We start from the raw sequence: 20,784 nt of genomic DNA on the forward strand, positions 1-20,784 counted from the left end.
TCCATGAATGTGATTGAAATCAAAGAATTAACGAAAACGTATGGAAAGTCGAGGGGGATTACGGACGTCAGTTTCCAAGTGAAAGAAGGGGAAATCTTTGGCTTTATCGGGCCTAACGGGGCAGGGAAATCAACGACGATCCGAACCCTCCTTTCGCTGATTCATCCGACGAGCGGCAGTGCGGAAATATTCGGAAAGGATTGTATTGAGTTCGCTCCAGAAATTGCGAAAGAAGTAGGATACCTACCATCTGAAGTGTTCTATTACGACAATATGAAGGTGATGGATCTTCTTAAGTATTCTGCCAGCTTCTACAAGAAAGACTGCATGAAAAGGATTAAAGAATTAGCCGAAGTGCTGAACTTGGATTTAACGAAGAAGATTGACGACCTCTCTCTTGGAAACAAAAAGAAAGTGGGAATCATTCAAGGGTTGCTGCATGAACCGAAGCTCATTATCCTGGATGAACCAACATCGGGACTTGATCCGTTAATGCAGCAAAAATTCTTCGAATTGCTTCAAGCTGAAAATAAGAAGGGAGCGACCATTCTATTTTCTTCTCATATATTGAGTGAAGTTCAGCGATTATGCGATCGAGTAGCGATCATTAAAGAAGGAAAAATCGTTCAAGTCGAAAAAATCAGTACGTTAAAAGAGAACAATCATAAAAAATTCAAACTCGAAATGAAAAGAGATATAGATCAATCCTACTTCGAGATGGAAGGTGTGAGCAATCTCGAAGTGAATCAAAATCATGTCAGCTTCCTGTTCAGAGGGGATATTAACTCGGTGATGAAGAAGATTGCCGATATCCAAATTGCGAATCTTTGGATCGAGGAGCCGGATTTAGAGGAAATCTTTATGCACTACTATGAAAAGGAGGCTTGATCCTCTATGAATATTTTTTTATATGAATTAAAGGCTTATCGAAAGTCAACGTTTATCTGGACAGGTGCACTCGTTGTGTTAGTGATCCTGTTTATGTCGATGTTTCCTTCTATATCGAAAGAAATTGATGAATTCAAGAAGCTCCTGGAAGGATTCCCAGAGGGAGTGAGAAAAGCGTTAGGTATTCAGGTGGACAGTATCGGCTCTCTAAATGGTTATTATTCGTATGTATTTTTGTACATCACTCTATGCGGTGCGATTCAAGCCATGAATCTTGGGATTTCAATCAGCTCGAAGGAAATACGTGAAAAGACAGCTGATTTTTTATTGACCAAACCGGTTACCCGTACGAAGATTTTATCTTCTAAAATTCTCGCAGCTTTAACATCTCTGCTTTTTACAAATATCGTGTATGTGATTGCAGCAATCATTGTGGCGAACGTGGTAAAAGTGGGGAATTTTAGTCTGCATGTTTTCTTGCTGATTTCTCTAACACTATTATTCACCCAATTGATTATGTTTTCCATTGGAATCATCATTAGCGTTGTATTTCCGAAGGTGAAATCGGTAATCACCATATCACTCGGTGTCGTATTTGCCTTTTTTCTAACTGGTATGGTTGCAACTGCTGAGGAGGCAACTCGTTATTTTTCTCCATTTAAGTACTTTGACTATAGCTACATTATGATCCATGAGGGATATGAATGGTCATTCCTGATCTTAGGGATGTTCTTGATCGTACTCTCACTTATCGGAAGCTTTGTTATTTACAACAAAAAAGATATCCATACCGTATAAGAGGAGGGGAACAAGATGAACGTATATATAAGAGAAATGAAGGCTCACCGTAAATCCCTCATCATCTGGTGTATAGGGATGGTAGCCTTGATCGGTTCGGGAATGGGGAAGTTTGCAGGATTCTCTTCTTCAGGTCAATCAATGAATGAGCTAATGGCTGAAATGCCTAAATCACTCCAAGCATTTCTAGGCGTAGGCAGTCTCGATATGTCTACGGCCAGTGGGTTTTATGGAGTGCTCTTTCTGTATGTGTTGTTGCTATCAACTATCCATGCAGCAATGATTGGTGCAACAATCATTTCAAAGGAAGAAAGGGATAAAACAGTAGAGTTTCTATTCGTAAAACCCATGCCCAGGAAGAAAATAATAGGGATTAAATTGTTGGCTGCTCTCACGCAAGTTGGAATTCTTTCGATCATCACTTGGTCTGCCTCTTTACTAATAGTAGGAAACTATAGCCAAGGAGAGTCCATCATCAGGGATATCGGAATCACCATGATTGGAATGTTTATTTTACAGATACTATTTCTAGTAATTGGAACAGCGATTGCAGCTTTGACTAAAAGGCCTGGAAAAGCCGCTACATTGGCGACAGGTGTTTTATTAGCAACCTTTATTCTTTCTTTTGCCATCGACCTGAGTGAAAAAATAGAAGACTTGAAATACCTCACTCCATTCAAATACTTTGAAGCGAAGACTGTGATGGATGGTGGTTTGGAAATGATATTTGTTTGGATTTCAGTTGTTTTGATCGGTGTTCTGGCGGTATCTACTTTTGTGTTTTATAATAAGCGGGATTTGAATGTGTAGGAAAATGCTCATCCTTATTTAAAAGGATGGGTTTTTCTATTTAGTCTGAAAAGGACGTAGCGGCAACGTCACAGGAAAGCCTCCAAGTGTAAAAGCTCTTTGAATACAACTATAAATATATTTATACTAATAACCAAATTAACTAATTTGTATTATACATCAGACCCCATTACAATTAAATTCGTAAGTTGAACAAATACAAATTTGGAGGAATGAATAATGAGTAAAAATATATTAATGGTCGTTACAACGGCTGACAAGATGAATGAGGATCACAAAACGGGACTTTGGTTATCGGAATTTGGTGAAGCATATGTAGAATTTGCTCGTTTAGGTTATTCCATTACAGTCGCAAGTCCACTGGGTGGACAAGCACCGGTTGATTCCCGCAGCTTAGAGGGTGAAACCCCACAAGACATTTTAGACACAGCGAGGCATCTGGAAAACACAGTGAAGCTTGATGATATCAAAGATCATTCTCAATTCGATGCGATTTTCTTACCAGGTGGACATGGAACAATGTTTGATCTGCCGGATAATTTAAAACTTCAAGAAATTATTCGGGAATTATATGAAGGTGATAAAGTGGTAGCGGCTGTATGTCATGGACCGGCTGGACTTGTGGGAGTGAGATTATCAGATGGAACGCCATTAATAGCAGGAAAAGCAGTTACAGCTTTTACAGATGAAGAGGAAAGAGAGACGACATTAGATCGCTTTATGCCTTTCCTATTGGAAACACGCATGCGCGAGCTTGGAGCATACTTTGTTGCTGCTGCAAATTGGACGGATCATCTGCAAGTGGACGGAAACTTAATCACTGGCCAAAACCCACAATCGACAGTGAGTGTAGCGAAAGAAGTTGTAAAGAAATTAAGCTAATAGGTTTGGGTTCATTCATTTCACAATAATTCGTAAGCAGAATAATGATTGGCAGGAGGGCTGATATGTCACCAATTACGATTACCGCGATCCTGACGGCAAAGCCTGGTAGGGAAGAGCAACTTTATCAAGAATTAATCCAAGTGATAACACCTTCTCGCCGGGAAAAGGGATGCATCGAATATTCGCTGCATCAATCATTAGGAAATAAAGGGACCTTTGTTTTTTATGAAACATGGGGGAGTGAAGAAGCACTCGCATCTCATACTGATTCTGAGCATTACAATCGTTATCGACAAAACACAGAAACGCTGGTTGAGAAACGAGAAGTGTGTCGGCTGCAGAAAGTAGATTTATAAAATGAGCACCGTCCTTTCTTGGGCGGTGCTTTGAAATATATTCTGGTATAGATATACTGAAAAAAGAATTTGGTGAGGATAAATAAATTTTATCGAAGGGAAAGGTCCATATGATCGATTTTGAATGGTATCGCAGTTTTATTAGTATTTATAAGCATCGATCCGTATCTGCTGCAGCGAAAGCACGTATTTTGACTCAGCCAGCGATGAGCCAGCATCTATCGGCATTGGAGTCTGAAGTGGGTGAACCACTATTTATCCGTGCACCTCGTAAAATGATTCCCACACATAAGGGGAAAGAATTATATACGAAAATTGTGCCTCTCATTGAGAGCCTAGAAAGCGCGACCATTGAGATCAGACACGCTTCTTCTAAAACGTCCCTTGCACCCATCGTTCGGTTTGGTTCCCCTGCTGAATACTTCACGAAAGCAGCCATCCCTCAGTTGAAGGAAGCGGACATTCGCTTTGTCGTTCAATTTGGTACCAGCGGATTATTATTGGAGAAGCTCGAGAAAGATGAACTCGACATTATCATTACAACTCAAAAGCTGAATACATCTTCGATTGAGTATATCAAGTTAGTAGAAGAGGAATTTGTTGTTGTCACACCGCCCGCGTATACTTCAAGTGCATTAGAAATTTCAGATATTGAAGGGTGGCTAGTGGAACAAAAGTGGTTAAGCTATGGAGTCGAGCTGCCGATTGTCAGAAGATATTGGAGAGAACATTTCGGTAAGAGACCTGAAGTGCCACCGATTCACATTGTACCGGATCTTAGAACGATTCTAGAAGCGATCGAAAACGGTATGGGAGTGAGCATTCTTCCAACATATTTAATAAAAGATAGCCTGGAGGCAAAGAGGTCAAAGGTAATGTTCCCTGATCTTTCAGTTAATAATACGATTTATGCTGCATATAAGATCGAGCATCGGAGTAATCCGGTAATAGAAGGTATAGTCAAGAGATTAAAAGGAGGAGGGTAATGAAAAAGGATCTTTTTCACTTTGGAAAAGATCCTTTTTCGAGTAGAATTATAATTTTGCCTTTATTTCTTCAATCTGCTCCAAATGCCTTTTCTCGTGATACCCAATAAATGGTACCCACTCATCTAAACGGATAAGTCCGAAAATAGGATGAGGATATGCTTTTTTTTGTAGAGCTTCTTTATTTGTTGTATCTAGAAATGTTAGAAGATCTTTTCGTGACGCTTCAAGCTTCTCCTTCATTTCTTGAAGTGTAAGACTTTCATCAGTAGGAACCACAAACGGAGGAGCATCTACTTTCGTTGATCGGTCTACGGTATAGTGGATCGGCTTTGAAGATACTTCCTGATCTTCACCTTTAGCTAACGTTGATTGAATCGCTTTCGTCAACGATCTTTCCATTAGGTACAGGTGATCGAGCACTTGCATGATTGTCCATCGATCTTCTTCAATTCTTTTGTTTAAATCATCATTGGTTAAATCGCTGACTTTATTCATTAGGTCAGCACGGATGTCCTCAATTAGTTTGATCTCTTTATCCATATAAGTTCCTCCTCATGGGTGGTTTCAAGATCTATTTTACTCTTGAGGAAGATGGACGTACAGTAATACAACTTTTGAAAAATAGCTCAGAAATCTGAGCTTTTCAGGTAACAACGTAATTGGTATACGTAATGTTAACTATCTCTTCCAGCCTTTTCCCCTTCTTCATCAAAATCAGGAGCAACAGCTTTCCGGATAAATAAAGAAATAAGGAAAGCGACAGAAGCCAAGGCAAGAGCAAACCAATAAGCGTGGTGTACACCATAGGTCATGGCATTGTTTAAGAGTCCTTCTGTTAACTCACCCGAGCGCTCTTCAATATACCCAGCCTGACTTTGAGTCATGATACTGACAAAGATCGAAACACCAAGAGCTCCCGCGACTGGCTGCAGTGTGTTTGCAATGGCGGTTCCATGAGGATATAGATGCTTTGGTAGTTCATTTAAACCATTCGTTTGTGCAGGCATCATGATGGCTGAAATGGATAGCATCAGAACCATATAGAAAAGAACGAATAACCAGATCGGTGTAGAAGGATTAATTGTGCTAAAGAAAATCATTACCCCTACTAAGGTTAAGGTTCCTGGAATGATCAGTTTTCTAGGGCCGTATTTATCAAATAACGATCCCATTGTTGGAGACATCAGACCATTTAAGAGGGCTCCGGGAAGTAATAATAATCCGGCTGCTTTTGCAGAATATCCGAGTGGACCTTGTAAGTACATGGGCATGACGATTTCAGATGCAAACATAGCCATGATGACAATGACAAAGATCGATACTCCTCTCGTATAGCTTTTATATCGGAAAACACGAACATCGAGAAGAGGTTCATCAAGCTTTAACTGACGTAAGACGAATAATATCAAGCTTATAACCGCAATTGAAATAATCACGATAATTTTCAGGGACGTAAAGCCGGCAGTTTCTTCCCCCGCCGAACTAAACCCGTAAACAATTCCTCCAATACCAATTGAAGAAAGGATTATGGACAAGATATCTACACTGGGACGAGTGATCTCGCCGACATTCTGTAGATATTTTAGAGCGAATAAAATAGAGAACACGGCGAAGGGAATGACCGTAATGAATAACCATCTCCACCCCAACAAGTCGACGATCACACCAGAAAGAGTCGGTCCGATCGCTGGTGCAAACATTATGACCAGTCCGAACGTACCCATGATTTTACCACGGACTTCCGGTCGATAAATTAATAACAAGGCATTCATGATGACAGGAATGAGTAAACCGGTCCCAACCGCCTGAATCATCCGCCCGGCCAGTAACATAGGGAAATTCATGGCACATGCGGCAATCACCGTGCCGAGAAGAAACACACTCATCACACCGATAAACATTTGACGAGTCGTAAACCATTGAATAAGCAGTGCGGAGATAGGCATCAGCACACCCATGACGAGCATGAAACCTGTTGCTAACCATTGAACCGTGGGAGCATCAACGTTAAATACTGCCATTAATTCAGTTAGGGCGATATTTAACAACGTTTCATTTAATATGGCAAAAAAAGCACCGATCATAAAAGTTATGAGGATCGCTTTTGTATTGATTTTTGATGACATGTTGTTCCTCCATTAAGGTTAAAATAAAATACTTTTCAATAATGCTTGATTTTGAATGATTTCTCAAGAGAATTGTTCCGTTTACCAAGGAAAAGAGGGGTGTCACATGGACACCCCTCTAAATCATTCTTATGCTTCGCGCTTTCTCCTTCTAAAACGGTGGAAGACAAGATACATCATCGGAACTATGACCAGAGTTAATACAGCCGAGAACAGGATACCTGAAATAATGGTAACAGCAAGTGGTGTGAAAAGGGCATCTCCGCTGACTGCAACAGGAATAAGTGCCACAATCGACGTTAGTGCTGTCAGTAGAATTGGACGAATTCGGGTCCGTCCTGATTCCACGACAGCTTCTTTCACGCCCATACCATTTTTCAATCCTTGTTCAATAAACTCAATTAACACGACAGAATTCCTCACAACAATCCCGGTTAATGACACCATTCCCATGACACCCAGGAAGCTAATCGGGGTTTGAGTAACGAATAACCCGAGAATCGCACCTGCAATGGCAAGATAAACCGCGACAAGAACTAAGAATGGAAGTGATAATGAATTAAATTGAAGTGCAATCACTAGATACACAAGGAAAATGACGATTGTAAATAGGACTGTAATTTCCGCAAAGAAGTCATTCTGAGCTTCATTCTCTCCACCTAATGTAATCGAATAATTGTTGTCGTCAAGGTTTTCTCGTATATCTTTCACGATATCCTGGACATTTTCTTTATAGTTCTCTTCATTCTCAGGGAAAGCACGAATTGTAATTGCACGCTCTCCGTCTTTATGAGGAATGAGTTGAAGTTCTTCTTTTTTCTCAGGAGTCACCAGCTCATCAAGTGAGATCAGTTTCGGTGGTCCAGCGGGATTGGCTGTTTCAGCGGGAACCTCTAGTGAAGACAGGTCGACTTCTTCAGCATTTCCTTCCAAAACCAGTGTCATATCACGTTTCGTGACACCATTATCAAAGGCTTTCATAGGAATGCCTTCTGTAGCCAGTCTCAGTTGTTGGCTGATCTGATTGATTGTAATACCATTTTCCTCAAGAAGCTGACGGTTTGGAACATATTCAATCGTTGGCTCCATTTCTCCAACATTATCAACGACTAGATCCGTTTCCAGTTTTTCAATTTCAGATGAAATCGTATCACGAAGTTGAATTAATTGATCCATCTCAGGACCAGATACTGTCACTGTAACAGGGGCCCCTGCCGGAGGTCCTTGCTGAATGGTTTCCATGAAAATCTTGGCATCAGGATATTCTTCCCTCAGTTTATCGGTCCACTCGTCAATCAGGCCTTGGGCCGTTTGGTTTTCACGATCGACTCTAGCGACCAATTGACCTGTGTTTTGTCCGGAATTCGAAAGAGAACTGTTAAATAAGTTAGGTAATCCTGTACCTGCAAACGCTGATGTTTCATATACACCTTCGTCTGTTTTTAACAGTTGTTCCATGTCTTCTAACGTGCTCGCTGTTTCTTCAATCGTTGTACCGATTGGTAACGTTACATCAATCGTTACTTCTTCACGGTCAGCTGACGGGAAGAATTCAAATGGTGTAAGGGCAATCAGGCCGAATATGGCGGTTGTGAAGACCAGGCCGATGGCAGATACCACGAAAGGTCTTCTTGAGAACTTTTTCAATACATTGTCAGCATAAAAATCAGCGAGCTTATTCAATGGCTTTCCTAGTATACCAGGAGCATCAGATACTTTTTTCTTTGTTTTACTGTATAGCAGGTATCTCATGATCGGAACAAAGATCAATGCAACAACTGTTGATGCGATGATAGTCGTAATCAGAACAGTTGGCAATGCTCTAATGAACGCTCCGTTTCCACCTGATAAGAAAATAAGCGGCAGGAAGGTGAATACAATGGCGAGAGAAGAGGTCACGATCGATACCCATATCTCTTTTACACCGTTAACCGCACCCATCATGGCCCCGTCACCGAGCTTATATCTCCGTTGAATATTGTCATTCACAACAATAGAGTCATCCACTAGGATACCGAGTGCTATAATGGCACCGATGACGGAGATCTGGTTAAGGTCCACACCGGAAAATGGCAGTGGAATCAACCCCATCAACACTGAAATCGGAACCGCTAACGCTACTACGAATGCTCCAGAAACGGTAAGTCCCAATGCCGTTGTCAAAATAACCGCTACAACGGAAATCGCAAGGGACATGAATAATCCATCAAAAATGTCTGTTACAATTGATGCTTGAGAGTAATACGGTTCAAGATTCACTTCAGAAGGGAGAGACTTTGCCAGTTCATCCACTTTGTCGCTTACTTTCTCATCTACTGAAGGGATATCTTCCCCTGCCTGAACAAATGCTGTAAAGGAGAGGGAAGGCTTTCCTTCAAACGTGACGATATCTTTTACTTCTTTAGGCGCAACTTTAATGTTGGCGATATCTTGTAGATAGACCGATTCTCCTTGAGGGTTCTTGCCAACAAAAAGTTCGTTCATTTCGTCAAGAGTCGAGTAATGATCAACAGTTAATTGAACGACTTCGTCATCCACTTCTTGCTTTCCAAGTGGAGTAGGATAGTATTCATCATTAATCGCACTCATAACACTGGAAGGATTGAGTCGGGACGCTTTTAGTTCATCCTGTTTTAATTCGATCACAATTTCTTCTTCGGGTAATCCTTTTACTGTTACACTGGAGACACCAGTGATTTCCTTTACTTCTTCCTGCCAACGGTTCAATTCTTCACGGAGAGCGAGAAGCGATTCTTCATTATCACTTGTAAGGTGATACGAAACAATCGGCATTTTTACCGTGGATTCGTTAATTTCAGGGTCGAATACCTCGTCAGGAAAAGAGGTGGAAGCATCTGAAACCGCTTGACGTACATCTCCAAACACTTCTTTTTTGTTTTCTCCATCTTCAACCTCTACAATAATAGTAGAGAAACCGGCTGAAGAGGAGGAACTGATTTCTTTAATTCCATCAATGGACTGCAGAGAAGATTCGATGGGATTTGTTACTGTCCTCTCAACTGAGTCAACGGTTGCACCAGGATAAACGGTGCTGACCGTTCCAATGTTCACGCTTGTTTCAGGTATTTCTCGCTGTGGTAATTGTAGAAAAGTGAAAATACCGATAATCACAAATAATAAGACAAAAACCAGTGTGATTTTGGAACGGTTTAATATAGCCTTTAACATAGATGTTTTCCTCCTTTGAAAATATTTGACTCATGGGTCAAATGATTTTTTATTAATTTGATTATTCACTGTTAAAACAGTGGTTTGTTTGGTTGACTCACTAGTCATTTTACCTATATTTTTTCTGTAGTCAAGAAATAATGCTCTTCTATTTTTTGGGGAGTATGGTTAAAATGATAGAATGAATTTTTCTTTGGATATAGAGGTGTGAAAAATGGATAAACGTAAATCAATACTTGAATCAGCCGTAGAGCTTTTTGCAGAAAACGGATACAATCAAACGTCCATGCAGCAAATCGCTGATAGTGTCGGTATTTCAAAGGGCTCCCTATACTCATTTTTTCAATCAAAAGAAGATTTAATCATATCGATTTATGAACATTATCAACAACTTGTCTTCGAACGCGCTTTCGTCGTCGGACTGGATGGGAATTTACCACCCTTTGAGCGATTCGCAAAACAATTTCAAGTGCAATTTGAAGGGATACTTGAATATAAGTCGTATATGAAAATGCACATGCGGGGAGAGTCCGCGAAGAACAGTGAGAAATTGGCAGCGATGGAACACCGTATGAGGGGACGGTTATTTAGTTGGCTCGAGCATAATCTATTAGAAGTATTTGGTGAAAAGATCTGGCCGTACAAATGGGACCTCATGTGGATGACCCAATCCATCTATTCATCGTATATGATGCTTTTGATTTCTACTGAAGATGCCCTGGACCCTTCAATTCTCGGGAAACATTTAGTGCGACAGATTTCTCTCCTTGCTGGAGACTTTCTTGAAGGAAAGAGCAAGCCATTGTTGGATGATGAGATAATGAAATCATTTTCCGTTAGCATGGACCGGGAAGGAGCCTTCATTTCATTTGAAGAGAGGGAGAACGCTTGGAAGAGTTTGTATGAAAAGATAAATGGGTTGAGTGAAAACCGTGTAAAGTATTACATGAACATTGCCAATCGGATCTCAGAAGAATGCCGCCAATCAAATCAAGATGAGTTGATTATAAGAGGATTATTCAGATTGATGACCGATGAAGAGGATTTAAAAAAAGAAGCTTTAGAGTTAGAGATGCAACTCCTTCCCGAAAGTGAATAGGGAAGGAGTCTTTTTGTTTGACATTGTCTTTGAAAGTAGTGTGTCCAGAAGTGAGGGAAGGGGGCCAGTATTTTTATATACCCTGTTTCATCGTTAAAAATGAGCACACCTTGATAGATAAATAGACTTATAATCAAGTTGTTATTTTCTGAATATTCTACACCTTTAGACATATATGTCCATATTCCTTCTCCTTAATATTTCCTGTTTTACGTAATATTGAAGGTGATCCTAATGTAAAAACAGAAACTGTTTAGGGTACCGAAACAATTTGGGAGGGAATATATTTATGAAAAAGAAAAAAGTAGTCTCAGGTTTAGCGGCTATTCTTCTTTGTACCAGCATGGTATCAACAAGCTTAGCGTCCAGTTCACCAAATGGAAATTTAACAAATGATCGGGCAAATTTACCAATCTCCGGTTTTACTGATCATGCAGAATTAACGAAGACTTTACAGAAAATTGCACAGACAAGCCAAGGAAGAGTAGCGCTGGATGTGGCAGGTCGTTCACATAATGGATTAGAGATATATAAAGCAAGGGTGGGAACCGGAGACCGCGTAGTGATGATTCAAAGTGAAATCCACGGGAATGAAAAAACAGGAACGGAAGCTCTTCTGAATATACTTCAGTACCTCGGGTCGAGTAATTCACCAGAGGCACAGAACATTCGGGAAGAAATTACACTAGTCGTTCTCCCTATGATGAATCCTGACGCAAGTGAATTGAATCGACGTGCGAATGATATGACATGGAGTGAGGTAGTGGAAAAGTTTCCATCATTAGCAGAAACTACGCCCTCCTGGAATTATTACACTAGGACTCTTCAAGATGTTGATTATAGTGAACGCCCTGGATTTGACGTAAACCGTGACTTTAATCCGGATTTGAATTATACCGCTCAACCTGCTGATTTTCCCGGGAGCTCAGATCAACCTGGTTGGTATATTACACCTGAATCCCAGACAGTTAGAGATGTTTATAAGAGCTTGAGAGAGGAATTTGGGAATGTAGATACATTTATTGACTTGCATCATCAAGGTCAATATTACGTGGAGGGGACGGATGATATTGTAACAATGTCCCTATCCGGACAGTTTGTTCCAGATCCAAGTTCACCTGAAGGAAGTGATTATGCTGAGTACGCTGATAACTATCGATATGATTATTCAAGGCAGTTAAATGTTGCAGCGTATAATGCCTTACAATCCATTGGTAATTCACCGTTTAATAACATTACCCTGTATCAGCAAGACCTAGATCTTCCTGGGACAGCCCTTGGCTCATTCGCCCTAAATGGAAGCGGTACTGTGCTGTTCGAAGTCAGAGGGCAAACATGGACTCTGGGACAAAAGAAAAAAGGTCAATTAGTGAAAGCAGTTGAGACGGGATTAAATGCAATTATCAGCGGTGTGGCTAATGACAGCATAGATGACCTCAATCCAGAAGAGTATGAAGATATTCCAGAAACGGCATATAGACCTGGTTTATAATTAAAAGAAGCTGACTCCAATCATGGGAGTCAGCTTCTTACCTTCTATTTATTCTGGGATTTTCTTACCTGGTCGCGGTGGAAAGGAGAATCTTCAACTTCATCCACTACGCTAAATGGATTATTATCCAGATCGAAGAATTCAAACCCTTTCATTCCTCCAAAGTCTTCAATTTCAGAAGTAACAATTCCGGCGTTCTTTAGCTCTTTATGAACCTCTTCAATGTCCTCTACCAAAAAATTAAAGTACACATTTTTCCTTTTCCCACTGATGACAAATTCAGTAGGCTGAGGGGAGTCCACTTGGACCAATCCTAATTGTGTGTCACTGTTAGGGAAATAAAATCCTGCACCCCCATCCCAAGTATCGATCTTTCTCACACCTAAATGCTTTTCGTACCATTTCATGGATTTCTCCATGTCAGTCACCGGAATAAATACACTACCCACTTTAAACAAAACATTCACTCCTTCTATTTGGAATTCATTGGTATAACGATTATACTAGAATAAAAGTTACATATGTTTATAAATTTTTTTGAAAGGACTTAAATTGTGATTTTCGAAGACTTGGAAACTACGATTCTAAAACTTTATAAGTATTGTGTTAAGCTCTCTGGTTCTACTCCAGAGGCAGAAGACCTTGTTCAGGAGACTCTTTTGAGAGCATACAAATTGAAGAAATCAGAACCCGGACGGGACGTATCCATGTCCTTTCTTTATACCATCGCCAAAAACCTTTTTATTGATGGAAAAAGAAAGGGTTACGGGCTTGTTTTATTCAATCAGGAGTATCATTTTCAATCAAAAGATTTTCTCGAATATGACGCTCTGTTGGAATGTCTATTTACAGCTTTACCTCTTAAGCAAGCTATGCTTCTCACATTGAAAGACGTTTTTGGCTTCTCATCTAAAGAAATTGCCTCAATGCTCCGGATCAGCGATACATCCGTGAAAACCGCTCTTCACCGAGCCAGGAATAGAATAGTGAAGGGTGTACCTTATGAAAATTCAGATAAAAAGATCCTTCGTGAAATAACAAACTCCATCAAAGAATCAAATCCCTTACGATTATTTCAGTATTATCGCCTACTAGAAACCAAGTATTATAATGTATCGAGAAACGCAGTGAATACCCTTTGCCATATGGTTGATCCAGATGGAAATGTGTTAGAAATCATCAATTAAGGAGGTATAATGATATGAGTTCGCGTAACATAAAAGTGAAAAAAATTGGTGGATTGAACTTAGTAGGCTTTCGCGTCGTATGTCCTGGTGACCAGTACATCATAGAGATTCCAAAAGCTGCTGCTAAATTGAGAGAAAGGGTCGATGAGATTCAACATAGTGTAGATAAGCAAGTTCAACTCGGTGCGTTTGTAGCAGAGGATGCCACTGCCGATCTGGATGGATACTGGGTAGGGGTGGAAGTGGAAAAGATTGAAGCTATCCCCCTTGGCATGGTGTCATTAACGATTCCTTCCCAAACCTATGTAAGTACCTTTTATCAAGGGACAAATCATGGAATAAGAGATGCATATCGTGACATGCATGAATGGACTGAGTTAAACGGATATGCAAGACGAAGAGATTTATGGCACATAGAGAGATTTTATCGATTTGATAGTGGTGAACAGGTAGAAGTAGAGTTGTTGGATACAGTTGAATTAAAGTGATTGGATGGCTTACTCTGATAGTGGAGTCGGTTTTTTTGATTGTATGTGAGTGGGAAAGGGGATTTTGTTTGGAGTGATGATAATAATTTTGGAACGCAATAATAACTTCTCTGACAGGTCGGAAGGGATGCAGGGACGGGGGTAGTGGAGGTGAATATCCCTTTTCGTTTCGCTGATAAAATTGAAATATCGCTGATAAAATGAAAAATTCGCTGATATCTAAATTCTCACACCAGTGAACTGTAAAGAGTATACCTTGAAAAGATAAAAACGATGCTAAAACCAAACAATTAGACCTTTATAGATTAAAAACAAGCTACTATTTCTCAAAAAAACTCATCAAAAAACATTAATTTCATAAAAAATCTTTGAAAATGTCGTTTACGAGCGATTTCCGCTATACTTCCCAATCAGAAATGCGACTCTCACCCCAATTCTGTCTTTCCAATGCCACCATCCACCATTCACTATCCCACTCCTCACCTAAAACAACCCACAAACCCTTCTCAAAATGAATCGAAATTCTACATAACTGTATGGCAATCAATAATGTTAACCGGGACGATCATCCATTTTCATATGTCGTGTCTTTATTTGTATTGTGTAATTCTGAAGAAGAAATCGATTGTGTGTATGATAAATTATCTGTAGGCGGGAGTGTGCTCATGTCCTTGGAGGAATCTGAGTTCGGTGAGAAATCTGTCTGGGTTGAGGACAGGTTTGGTGTGTCACGGCAGTTGAATTTATCGAAGAGAGGCATGATGGTTGGATTGCTAATATTCTTTTTTTGGATTAACATGAGATGGTCAAATTCATGTTTAGCGAATTGTTTATGAAATTGATTCGCCGTTAGAATACTAGATTAACTGCACCTGCACGGAGTCATCAAAATACAAGTTAGGCGATTCAGGAAATAGGAAGAATCCGATGAATATGAAAACATTCATTTAAAACCCAATAGAACACAGGTAAACTAGGAAAATAATCATCTTACAACAAATCGAAGGAGGAAGATGTATGAAAACGGAAAAACAAAAAATGCTCGATGGGGAACTTTACGAACCATGGGATCCTCAATTAATGGAAGAGAGAAAACAAGCACGATATTTAACGCGCATGCTTAATCAAACGACAGAAGAAGATGACGGGGAAAGAGTGGCCGCAATAAAAAAGTTGTTCGGATCTACAGGAGAAAGCGTTTATTTAGAACCTGACTTCAGATGCGATTATGGATATAACATTCACGTCGGCAATCATTTCTTTGCTAATTTCAACTGTGTGATTTTAGATGTTTGTGAAGTCCGCTTCGGCAAAAACTGTATGCTCGCTCCAGGTGTACATATTTACACAGCTACTCATCCAGTGAATCCGATTGAACGAAACAAAGGACCGGAGTTTGGGAAGCCTGTCAAAATAGGTGACAACTGCTGGATCGGTGGTGGAGCAATCATTAATCCCGGAGTGAACATAGGTGATAACGTGGTCATTGCTTCTGGTGCTGTTGTGACAAAGGATGTCCCATCAAATGTTATAGTGGGTGGAAACCCTGCCCGTATCATCAAGGAGATTGACTTGTAAGTGAGGGGATAGAGCGTATTTCCATGGAAGAGTAAAGCAGCTGGGATCAATCTATCCCAGCTGCCTTGAAAACTTCTCCGGAAACTGCTTTACAATTCCACCTGATAGGGCATCGGACAGGTGAAGAATATGTGCTTTCCCTTTATCAAAGCTTGTAATATTTCCTTCCCAGTCTTTTTTGATTCGTGCGACGGCTTCATCCGTGACGAATTGCAAATGTGTGTATAAGAGATCTTTTAGAGCATTTTCCGACCAGTAAGGATTTGCTTTTGCCAAGAATTCTGCAATGTCATCTGCATTTCGATACCATTCTTTGTTTAATTTCTCCACCTCTGCTTGCTTTCCATTTTTAGCAGCATCAACAATTTTTCCTGCCAATACAATATGCTCCGTTAGCAAGTCAGCCAGCCGATTACCAGCCTCTTCTCCATAATATGGTTTAATTGCATTACCGATGTCTTTCTGATTTTGAAGTAATCTTCCAAGAACCACTTCTTGATCCTTTAATCCATCGACGGCACTAATAATATAATTCCTGGTATAAATCACATGATCGTTCCACAAAATTCTCATGTCTTCTTTTGCTTTCATGCTGGCTTCACTCACGCATTCAGCCTGCTTTGCTTCAACTGAAGCACCAAACCCAGGTAAGTACGAAAATGTCATCACCGCAACCATCACAAGAAATCCAATCTTTTTCATAAATACTCCTCCATTCATTAGCATTCGCCTCTTTATTATTTACTACTTTTCCCCAATCACTCATGAAATGTAAATTTAAATATAAGGGGACGGTCCTGAAATCCTCACACGTACGAGAAGTGAATATACACTGAGTGAACAGGTGCGATGTAATTGTAAAGAAGGAGGTAACTCGTATACTGTCAAACGCATCATGCACAATCCTATCGGAAATTGATAATAAAAAAGGCTGTCCAATTTTCATCAAAACCCGTTGCTTGTCCTCACCAAACAGCCACTTTCGACATAAAGTGTTGTATGGAGGTGATGCTTTGGCAAGAAAATTACTAGCATATCTTTTTATCAGGCCCTCGGTTACTCATGCCAAGTTTGACTTGGGATCTCCTTCCCTCTCAAATATGCACGTTGCACAGTTCGGGGTTACTCTTCGACCCCTCGTTAAGCAAGAGAACAATGATTATAAGATCAACAGTTCATACTGAAAAATATGAAGCGAACACCAGTATGAAACTCCGCCGGTCGGTTAAAGCAGTGATGATGAATAAAGTGAATAAGAACGTGTTTACAGAAATACAATAGAGATAGAAAAAACAAGCCCCATAAGAAAGTCACCTCCATTTGATATAAATAAAAAAGAGTTCCCAGTTGCAGAACGGGGGACTCTTTTTTCACAATGGATTGATATTATATCTTGGAAATCCAATCAGGCTAGTCCTTTTGTGAATATAGTGCTATATATGTAATTTTTAGGAGGTATTAAAGTGAAAACGCTTATGATTGATCCTGGACATGGGGGATTGGATCCTGGTGCAACTTATAGGGGACATGAGGAGAAAGTCTTCAATCTATTGACAGCTCGCCTTGTCCAAAACTATTTAATGGAAAATTATAACGTGAATATCATTATGACTAGAACCACAGACAAAACGCTTTCTTTATCAGAACGTTCTACTTTTGCTAATCTTTCAAAACCTGATTTCTTCCTATCTATTCATCATAATGCTGGTGGTGGAAGCGGTTTTGAAAGTTATATTTATAATGGCAGTATACCATCTCAAACATTTATTTATCAGAATATCATTCATGATGCAGTAATGACTGCAATCAAGCCTTTCAATGTGGTGGACAGAGGGAAAAAGAGAGACAATTTTCATGTGTTGAGGGAAACGAGCATGCCATCTCTATTGGTGGAGATTCTGTTTGTAGACAATACAAAGGATATCGCTTTATTGAACAATGTTGAATTTAGAAATACCGTTGCTGTGGCCCTTGCACGTGGTATCGCAAGGGCACTGGAATTACCGCCAAAATCGGATAAAGAGTCTCTTTTTAAGGTGATCGCTGGTTCATTTACTGAAAGAAAAAATGCAGAAAGCAGAGTGATCGAGCTTAAAAGAAATTCCATTGAATCAATTATCGACACGCTAAGGGGTTCTGGTACTACCTACTATCGTGTACAGACAGGTGCTTTTTCAAACAGGGAAAATGCTGAAAGCCAAGTTGCTAAATTGAAAACATTGGGAATCGATTCATTTATAAGTGTTGAGGATGTAAGGACAAATTCAATCCTGACTCAACAAGAAGACGCGGAACAGTAAGTATCCGAATAAAGTAAGGCATCAATGTTCGTATGGTGCTTAATAATATATTGGAAAATATTAATAAAAGCTGATACTCCCGCTAATAATAAATATACGTTCGGGAGGTGAATCTTATGGTCAAGAAGAGTTTTGAACAAATTTATGAGGAATACAAACAGCAAGGGAAATTCCAGGCAAAGGTAGAAATGGCTCAGGAGCTTGCAACAGGGGCAGAAAAGATTGTAGCCGTTCGCCGAAATGCAGACGATGATCTCATCGCTTTTAAAACAGACAGCGGAAGGGAGCTTGATTATATCACTGCTCTAGAAGACGCCAAGGCAGGTAAACTTGCTCATGTGGATGTGATTCATAGGTATGGAAGAGATGTTCTTCGCAGTGAGCCTGACGGCCTGAAAGAGAATAATCTTAGTGAGCTTCCTTCTTTCTAAAAAGTATCAAGTCGAGCATAAACTGGAATCGGTATTATGCTCAATTCTATTATTAAAAAAATGCTTTTCAATTCAACGTATGTGACCAAATGCTCTTTCCACATTCAACTTTCTTCTTTCAATATTGGATGATCTATCATTCGTTCCCGGTCACAAAAAGGAGTGCCATTACGCATATCGTAATGGCACTCCTTTTTATTAAAATTATTTTGATGGTTCGAGAAGAATAATACTTTCTATGGTAGTCGCCAAAAGGCTTATGTCTGTATACTTTTCAACTTTCATTGAATCCAAATATGTGATTTGAAAGCATTCCGTGTCCAGCTGGTAGGTAACGGTCATAACAGGTGAGTGATCATGATTTGAAATCGTATGAACAATCTCACTATCCTTGAATTCTTTAAGAGTCTTGAGCATGGTTACGATATTTTCTAGTGACATATTAACATGTCTCCCTTCTACTTGCTCGAGGGATTGACTAAATACAGTCTCGTAGACCCAATGAAACTTAAGTATATCACATAAACCTATAAATAGAAACGTTTGTTCTGAAAATGACTGGAAATGAGCGCTTTGTCACAGAGATCATACGTATACCTCCTTTTTTGACGTCATATGATGTATGAAAAAGGGAGGTGTGTGATGGGATGGTAAATCAACTTTCAAGAGATGACCCCTCCGAATTGAACTATCCAGACGATATGCTGGCCATTATTCGGAATGGATTAAATCCGTCTAAGTCTAAAAAAGTGATAATCATTGGAGCAGGAATGAGTGGTTTAGTCGCAGCTTCTTTACTGAAAAAAGCCGGTCATGACGTGACGATACTAGAAGGAAATAAACGTATTGGGGGCAGGGTATATACTGTTCGCAAGCCATTCACCCCGGGTAACTATATGGACCTGGGCGCCATGAGGATTCCCGATAATCACAAGTTAGTGTTCGAATATATCCGGAAATTCAACCTGCCCTATCAAGAATTCATCAATAGTTCCCCGAGAGATTTACTATTAGTTAACAACATCCTAACAACAAGGCAGCATTACGAAAAAAACCCAGACATTCTACAGTATCCGTTACCTGAAGGAGAAAGGGGAAAAACCGCTTCAGAATTATTCCTTGAAGCAACCAGTCCCTTTATCGAATTATATAGAAACAGTGATCATGATGAACAGCAAAAATTAATCAAACAATATTCTAGCTATTCTATGGGACAATTTTTAGCAAATAACCCATATGGTAAATCATTATCTTTTAATGCAATCCGAAAAATCAATGTAATCCTCGGTATAGAAGGATTCCCTGAATTCTCGTTTGTCGACATTCTAAAAGACATCATTTTTCCTATATTCAGGAAACAAACTAAATTTTATCAAATAACAGGAGGTAACGATCACTTACCTTACGGATTTGTACAAGAGCTTGGATCACACATTCTACTGAATCAAAAAGTCACCCATATTATTCAATCCAATAGCGGAGTGAAAGTACAAACAGTGAACCCCGAAAATGGATTGGTTGGGGAATACAATGCAGATTATGTCATCGTGACCATTCCATTCACTGTCTTCCAGTTTATCGATGTCATACCTTATAATTCGATATCCTTTAAAAAGTGGCAGGCGATTCGTGAAGTAACGAATGTTCCATCTGTGAAAATAGGAATCGAGTTTCGTCGTCGCTTCTGGGAAGAATTGAATTACAGAAACATCGTGTCTGATCTCCCCACACGCTTTACGTATATGCCCAGCCACGATATAGGCAGCAACAAGCCAGGGGTCATGTTAGCCAGCTATAGCTGGGGGCAGAATGCACTCTTATGGAACAGCAAATCAAAAGATGTCATCATCAATGAGGTTTTAGAAGACCTCTCTAAAATATATGGTAAACAGGTGTATAGAGAAATGCTCAATTATGTAGTCTACAACTGGAGTAAAAATCCTTTCTCCGCAGGATGTTTTACCCTTTATACTCCTGGACAGGCAAGTGATATCGGGGATTATATCAAGAAACCTGAAGGCAGAATTCATTTTGCCGGTGAGCACACGTCCTCCTTTCATGGTTGGATTGAAGGGGCGATTGAGTCGGGGGTGAGGGTAGCCAATGAGGTGAATAGCAGATAAGGTTTTAAACGCATGAGTATACTCATGCGTTTGTTTGTTTAGGAA

21 protein-coding genes are annotated in these 20,784 nt (G+C 39.9%); 15 read left to right on the forward strand and 6 right to left on the reverse strand.

Going from position 1 to position 20,784, the window contains the following annotated elements:
- Nucleotides 1-3 precede the first annotated feature (3 nt).
- The 6 genes from ACCB35_RS10575 to ACCB35_RS10600 all read left to right on the forward strand — a co-directional run bounded on the left by ACCB35_RS10575 (nucleotide 4) and on the right by ACCB35_RS10600 (nucleotide 4,723).
- Nucleotides 4-888 (forward strand): ABC transporter ATP-binding protein, encoded by an 885-nt coding sequence (locus ACCB35_RS10575; protein WP_374056820.1) that lies wholly within the window; start codon nucleotides 4-6, stop codon nucleotides 886-888.
- A gap of 6 nt (nucleotides 889-894) precedes the next feature.
- On the forward strand, nucleotides 895-1,686 hold the full coding sequence (locus ACCB35_RS10580; RefSeq protein WP_374056821.1) for an ABC transporter permease subunit: 792 nt from the start codon (nucleotides 895-897) through the stop codon (nucleotides 1,684-1,686).
- 15 nt (nucleotides 1,687-1,701) lie between these two features.
- Complete coding sequence (locus tag ACCB35_RS10585) at nucleotides 1,702-2,496, forward strand: ABC transporter permease subunit (RefSeq protein ID WP_374056822.1); 795 nt, start codon at nucleotides 1,702-1,704, stop codon at nucleotides 2,494-2,496.
- Nucleotides 2,497-2,715: 219 nt separating this feature from the next.
- Nucleotides 2,716-3,378, forward strand: coding sequence for a type 1 glutamine amidotransferase domain-containing protein (locus ACCB35_RS10590; protein WP_374056823.1), 663 nt, complete (start codon nucleotides 2,716-2,718; stop codon nucleotides 3,376-3,378).
- 65 nt (nucleotides 3,379-3,443) lie between these two features.
- Nucleotides 3,444-3,737, forward strand: a complete 294-nt coding sequence (locus ACCB35_RS10595; protein WP_374056824.1) for a putative quinol monooxygenase — start codon at nucleotides 3,444-3,446, stop codon at nucleotides 3,735-3,737.
- A gap of 110 nt (nucleotides 3,738-3,847) precedes the next feature.
- On the forward strand, nucleotides 3,848-4,723 hold the full coding sequence (locus ACCB35_RS10600) for a LysR family transcriptional regulator (RefSeq protein WP_374056825.1): 876 nt from the start codon (nucleotides 3,848-3,850) through the stop codon (nucleotides 4,721-4,723).
- 48 nt (nucleotides 4,724-4,771) lie between these two features.
- Here ACCB35_RS10600 and ACCB35_RS10605 read toward each other — a convergent pair whose 3' ends face one another.
- From ACCB35_RS10605 to ACCB35_RS10615, 3 genes are all read right to left on the reverse strand, one after another.
- A complete protein-coding gene (locus ACCB35_RS10605) occupies nucleotides 4,772-5,266 on the reverse strand; it encodes a DinB family protein (RefSeq protein ID WP_374056826.1) in 495 nt (164 codons plus the stop codon).
- Nucleotides 5,267-5,400: 134 nt separating this feature from the next.
- Nucleotides 5,401-6,852 (reverse strand): MDR family MFS transporter, encoded by a 1,452-nt coding sequence (locus ACCB35_RS10610; protein ID WP_374056827.1) that lies wholly within the window; start codon nucleotides 6,850-6,852, stop codon nucleotides 5,401-5,403.
- A gap of 129 nt (nucleotides 6,853-6,981) precedes the next feature.
- The gene (locus tag ACCB35_RS10615) at nucleotides 6,982-10,041 is read right to left on the reverse strand and encodes an efflux RND transporter permease subunit (RefSeq protein WP_374056828.1); all 3,060 of its coding nucleotides are present in this window, start codon (nucleotides 10,039-10,041) and stop codon (nucleotides 6,982-6,984) included.
- Nucleotides 10,042-10,255: 214 nt separating this feature from the next.
- Between ACCB35_RS10615 and ACCB35_RS10620 the strand changes: the two genes are divergently transcribed.
- On the forward strand, nucleotides 10,256-11,140 hold the full coding sequence (locus ACCB35_RS10620) for a TetR/AcrR family transcriptional regulator (protein ID WP_374056829.1): 885 nt from the start codon (nucleotides 10,256-10,258) through the stop codon (nucleotides 11,138-11,140).
- Between the two features lie 289 nt (nucleotides 11,141-11,429).
- Complete coding sequence (locus ACCB35_RS10625; protein ID WP_374056830.1) at nucleotides 11,430-12,632, forward strand: M14 family zinc carboxypeptidase; 1,203 nt, start codon at nucleotides 11,430-11,432, stop codon at nucleotides 12,630-12,632.
- Nucleotides 12,633-12,676: 44 nt separating this feature from the next.
- Here ACCB35_RS10625 and ACCB35_RS10630 read toward each other — a convergent pair whose 3' ends face one another.
- Nucleotides 12,677-13,099, reverse strand: coding sequence for a VOC family protein (locus tag ACCB35_RS10630; RefSeq protein ID WP_374056831.1), 423 nt, complete (start codon nucleotides 13,097-13,099; stop codon nucleotides 12,677-12,679).
- A gap of 87 nt (nucleotides 13,100-13,186) precedes the next feature.
- Between ACCB35_RS10630 and ACCB35_RS10635 the strand changes: the two genes are divergently transcribed.
- The 4 genes from ACCB35_RS10635 (at nucleotide 13,187) to ACCB35_RS10650 (ending at nucleotide 15,885) form a co-directional block, all read left to right on the forward strand.
- Nucleotides 13,187-13,819, forward strand: coding sequence for an RNA polymerase sigma factor (locus ACCB35_RS10635; protein WP_374056832.1), 633 nt, complete (start codon nucleotides 13,187-13,189; stop codon nucleotides 13,817-13,819).
- A gap of 14 nt (nucleotides 13,820-13,833) precedes the next feature.
- Nucleotides 13,834-14,307 carry a GyrI-like domain-containing protein gene (locus ACCB35_RS10640; RefSeq protein WP_374056833.1) on the forward strand — a complete coding sequence of 158 codons (474 nt, stop codon included), beginning with the start codon at nucleotides 13,834-13,836 and terminating at the stop codon, nucleotides 14,305-14,307.
- A gap of 536 nt (nucleotides 14,308-14,843) precedes the next feature.
- Entirely contained in the window at nucleotides 14,844-15,143 is a 300-nt protein-coding gene (locus ACCB35_RS10645; protein WP_374056834.1) for a VOC family protein, read from the forward strand.
- A 181-nt stretch (nucleotides 15,144-15,324) separates the two neighbouring features.
- A complete protein-coding gene (locus tag ACCB35_RS10650; protein WP_374056835.1) occupies nucleotides 15,325-15,885 on the forward strand; it encodes a sugar O-acetyltransferase in 561 nt (186 codons plus the stop codon).
- Nucleotides 15,886-15,936: 51 nt separating this feature from the next.
- Here the strand turns inward: ACCB35_RS10650 and ACCB35_RS10655 are convergent, their stop codons facing one another.
- On the reverse strand, nucleotides 15,937-16,587 hold the full coding sequence (locus ACCB35_RS10655) for a glycosyltransferase (RefSeq protein ID WP_374056836.1): 651 nt from the start codon (nucleotides 16,585-16,587) through the stop codon (nucleotides 15,937-15,939).
- 761 nt (nucleotides 16,588-17,348) lie between these two features.
- Here ACCB35_RS10655 and ACCB35_RS10660 point away from each other — a divergent pair.
- The gene (locus ACCB35_RS10660) at nucleotides 17,349-18,185 is read left to right on the forward strand and encodes an N-acetylmuramoyl-L-alanine amidase (protein WP_374056837.1); all 837 of its coding nucleotides are present in this window, start codon (nucleotides 17,349-17,351) and stop codon (nucleotides 18,183-18,185) included.
- 116 nt (nucleotides 18,186-18,301) lie between these two features.
- Complete coding sequence (locus ACCB35_RS10665; RefSeq protein ID WP_374056838.1) at nucleotides 18,302-18,616, forward strand: DUF3892 domain-containing protein; 315 nt, start codon at nucleotides 18,302-18,304, stop codon at nucleotides 18,614-18,616.
- Nucleotides 18,617-18,820: 204 nt separating this feature from the next.
- Here the strand turns inward: ACCB35_RS10665 and ACCB35_RS10670 are convergent, their stop codons facing one another.
- Entirely contained in the window at nucleotides 18,821-19,057 is a 237-nt protein-coding gene (locus tag ACCB35_RS10670; protein WP_374056839.1) for a hypothetical protein, read from the reverse strand.
- A 206-nt stretch (nucleotides 19,058-19,263) separates the two neighbouring features.
- Here ACCB35_RS10670 and ACCB35_RS10675 point away from each other — a divergent pair, with 206 nt between their 5' ends.
- The gene (locus ACCB35_RS10675) at nucleotides 19,264-20,739 is read left to right on the forward strand and encodes a flavin monoamine oxidase family protein (protein WP_374056840.1); all 1,476 of its coding nucleotides are present in this window, start codon (nucleotides 19,264-19,266) and stop codon (nucleotides 20,737-20,739) included.
- Nucleotides 20,740-20,784 lie beyond the last annotated feature (45 nt).

It is taken from the genome of Rossellomorea sp. FM04394 (genome assembly GCF_041889765.1).
GTDB classification, from domain to species: Bacteria; Bacillota; Bacilli; order Bacillales; family Bacillaceae_B; genus Rossellomorea; species Rossellomorea aquimaris_B.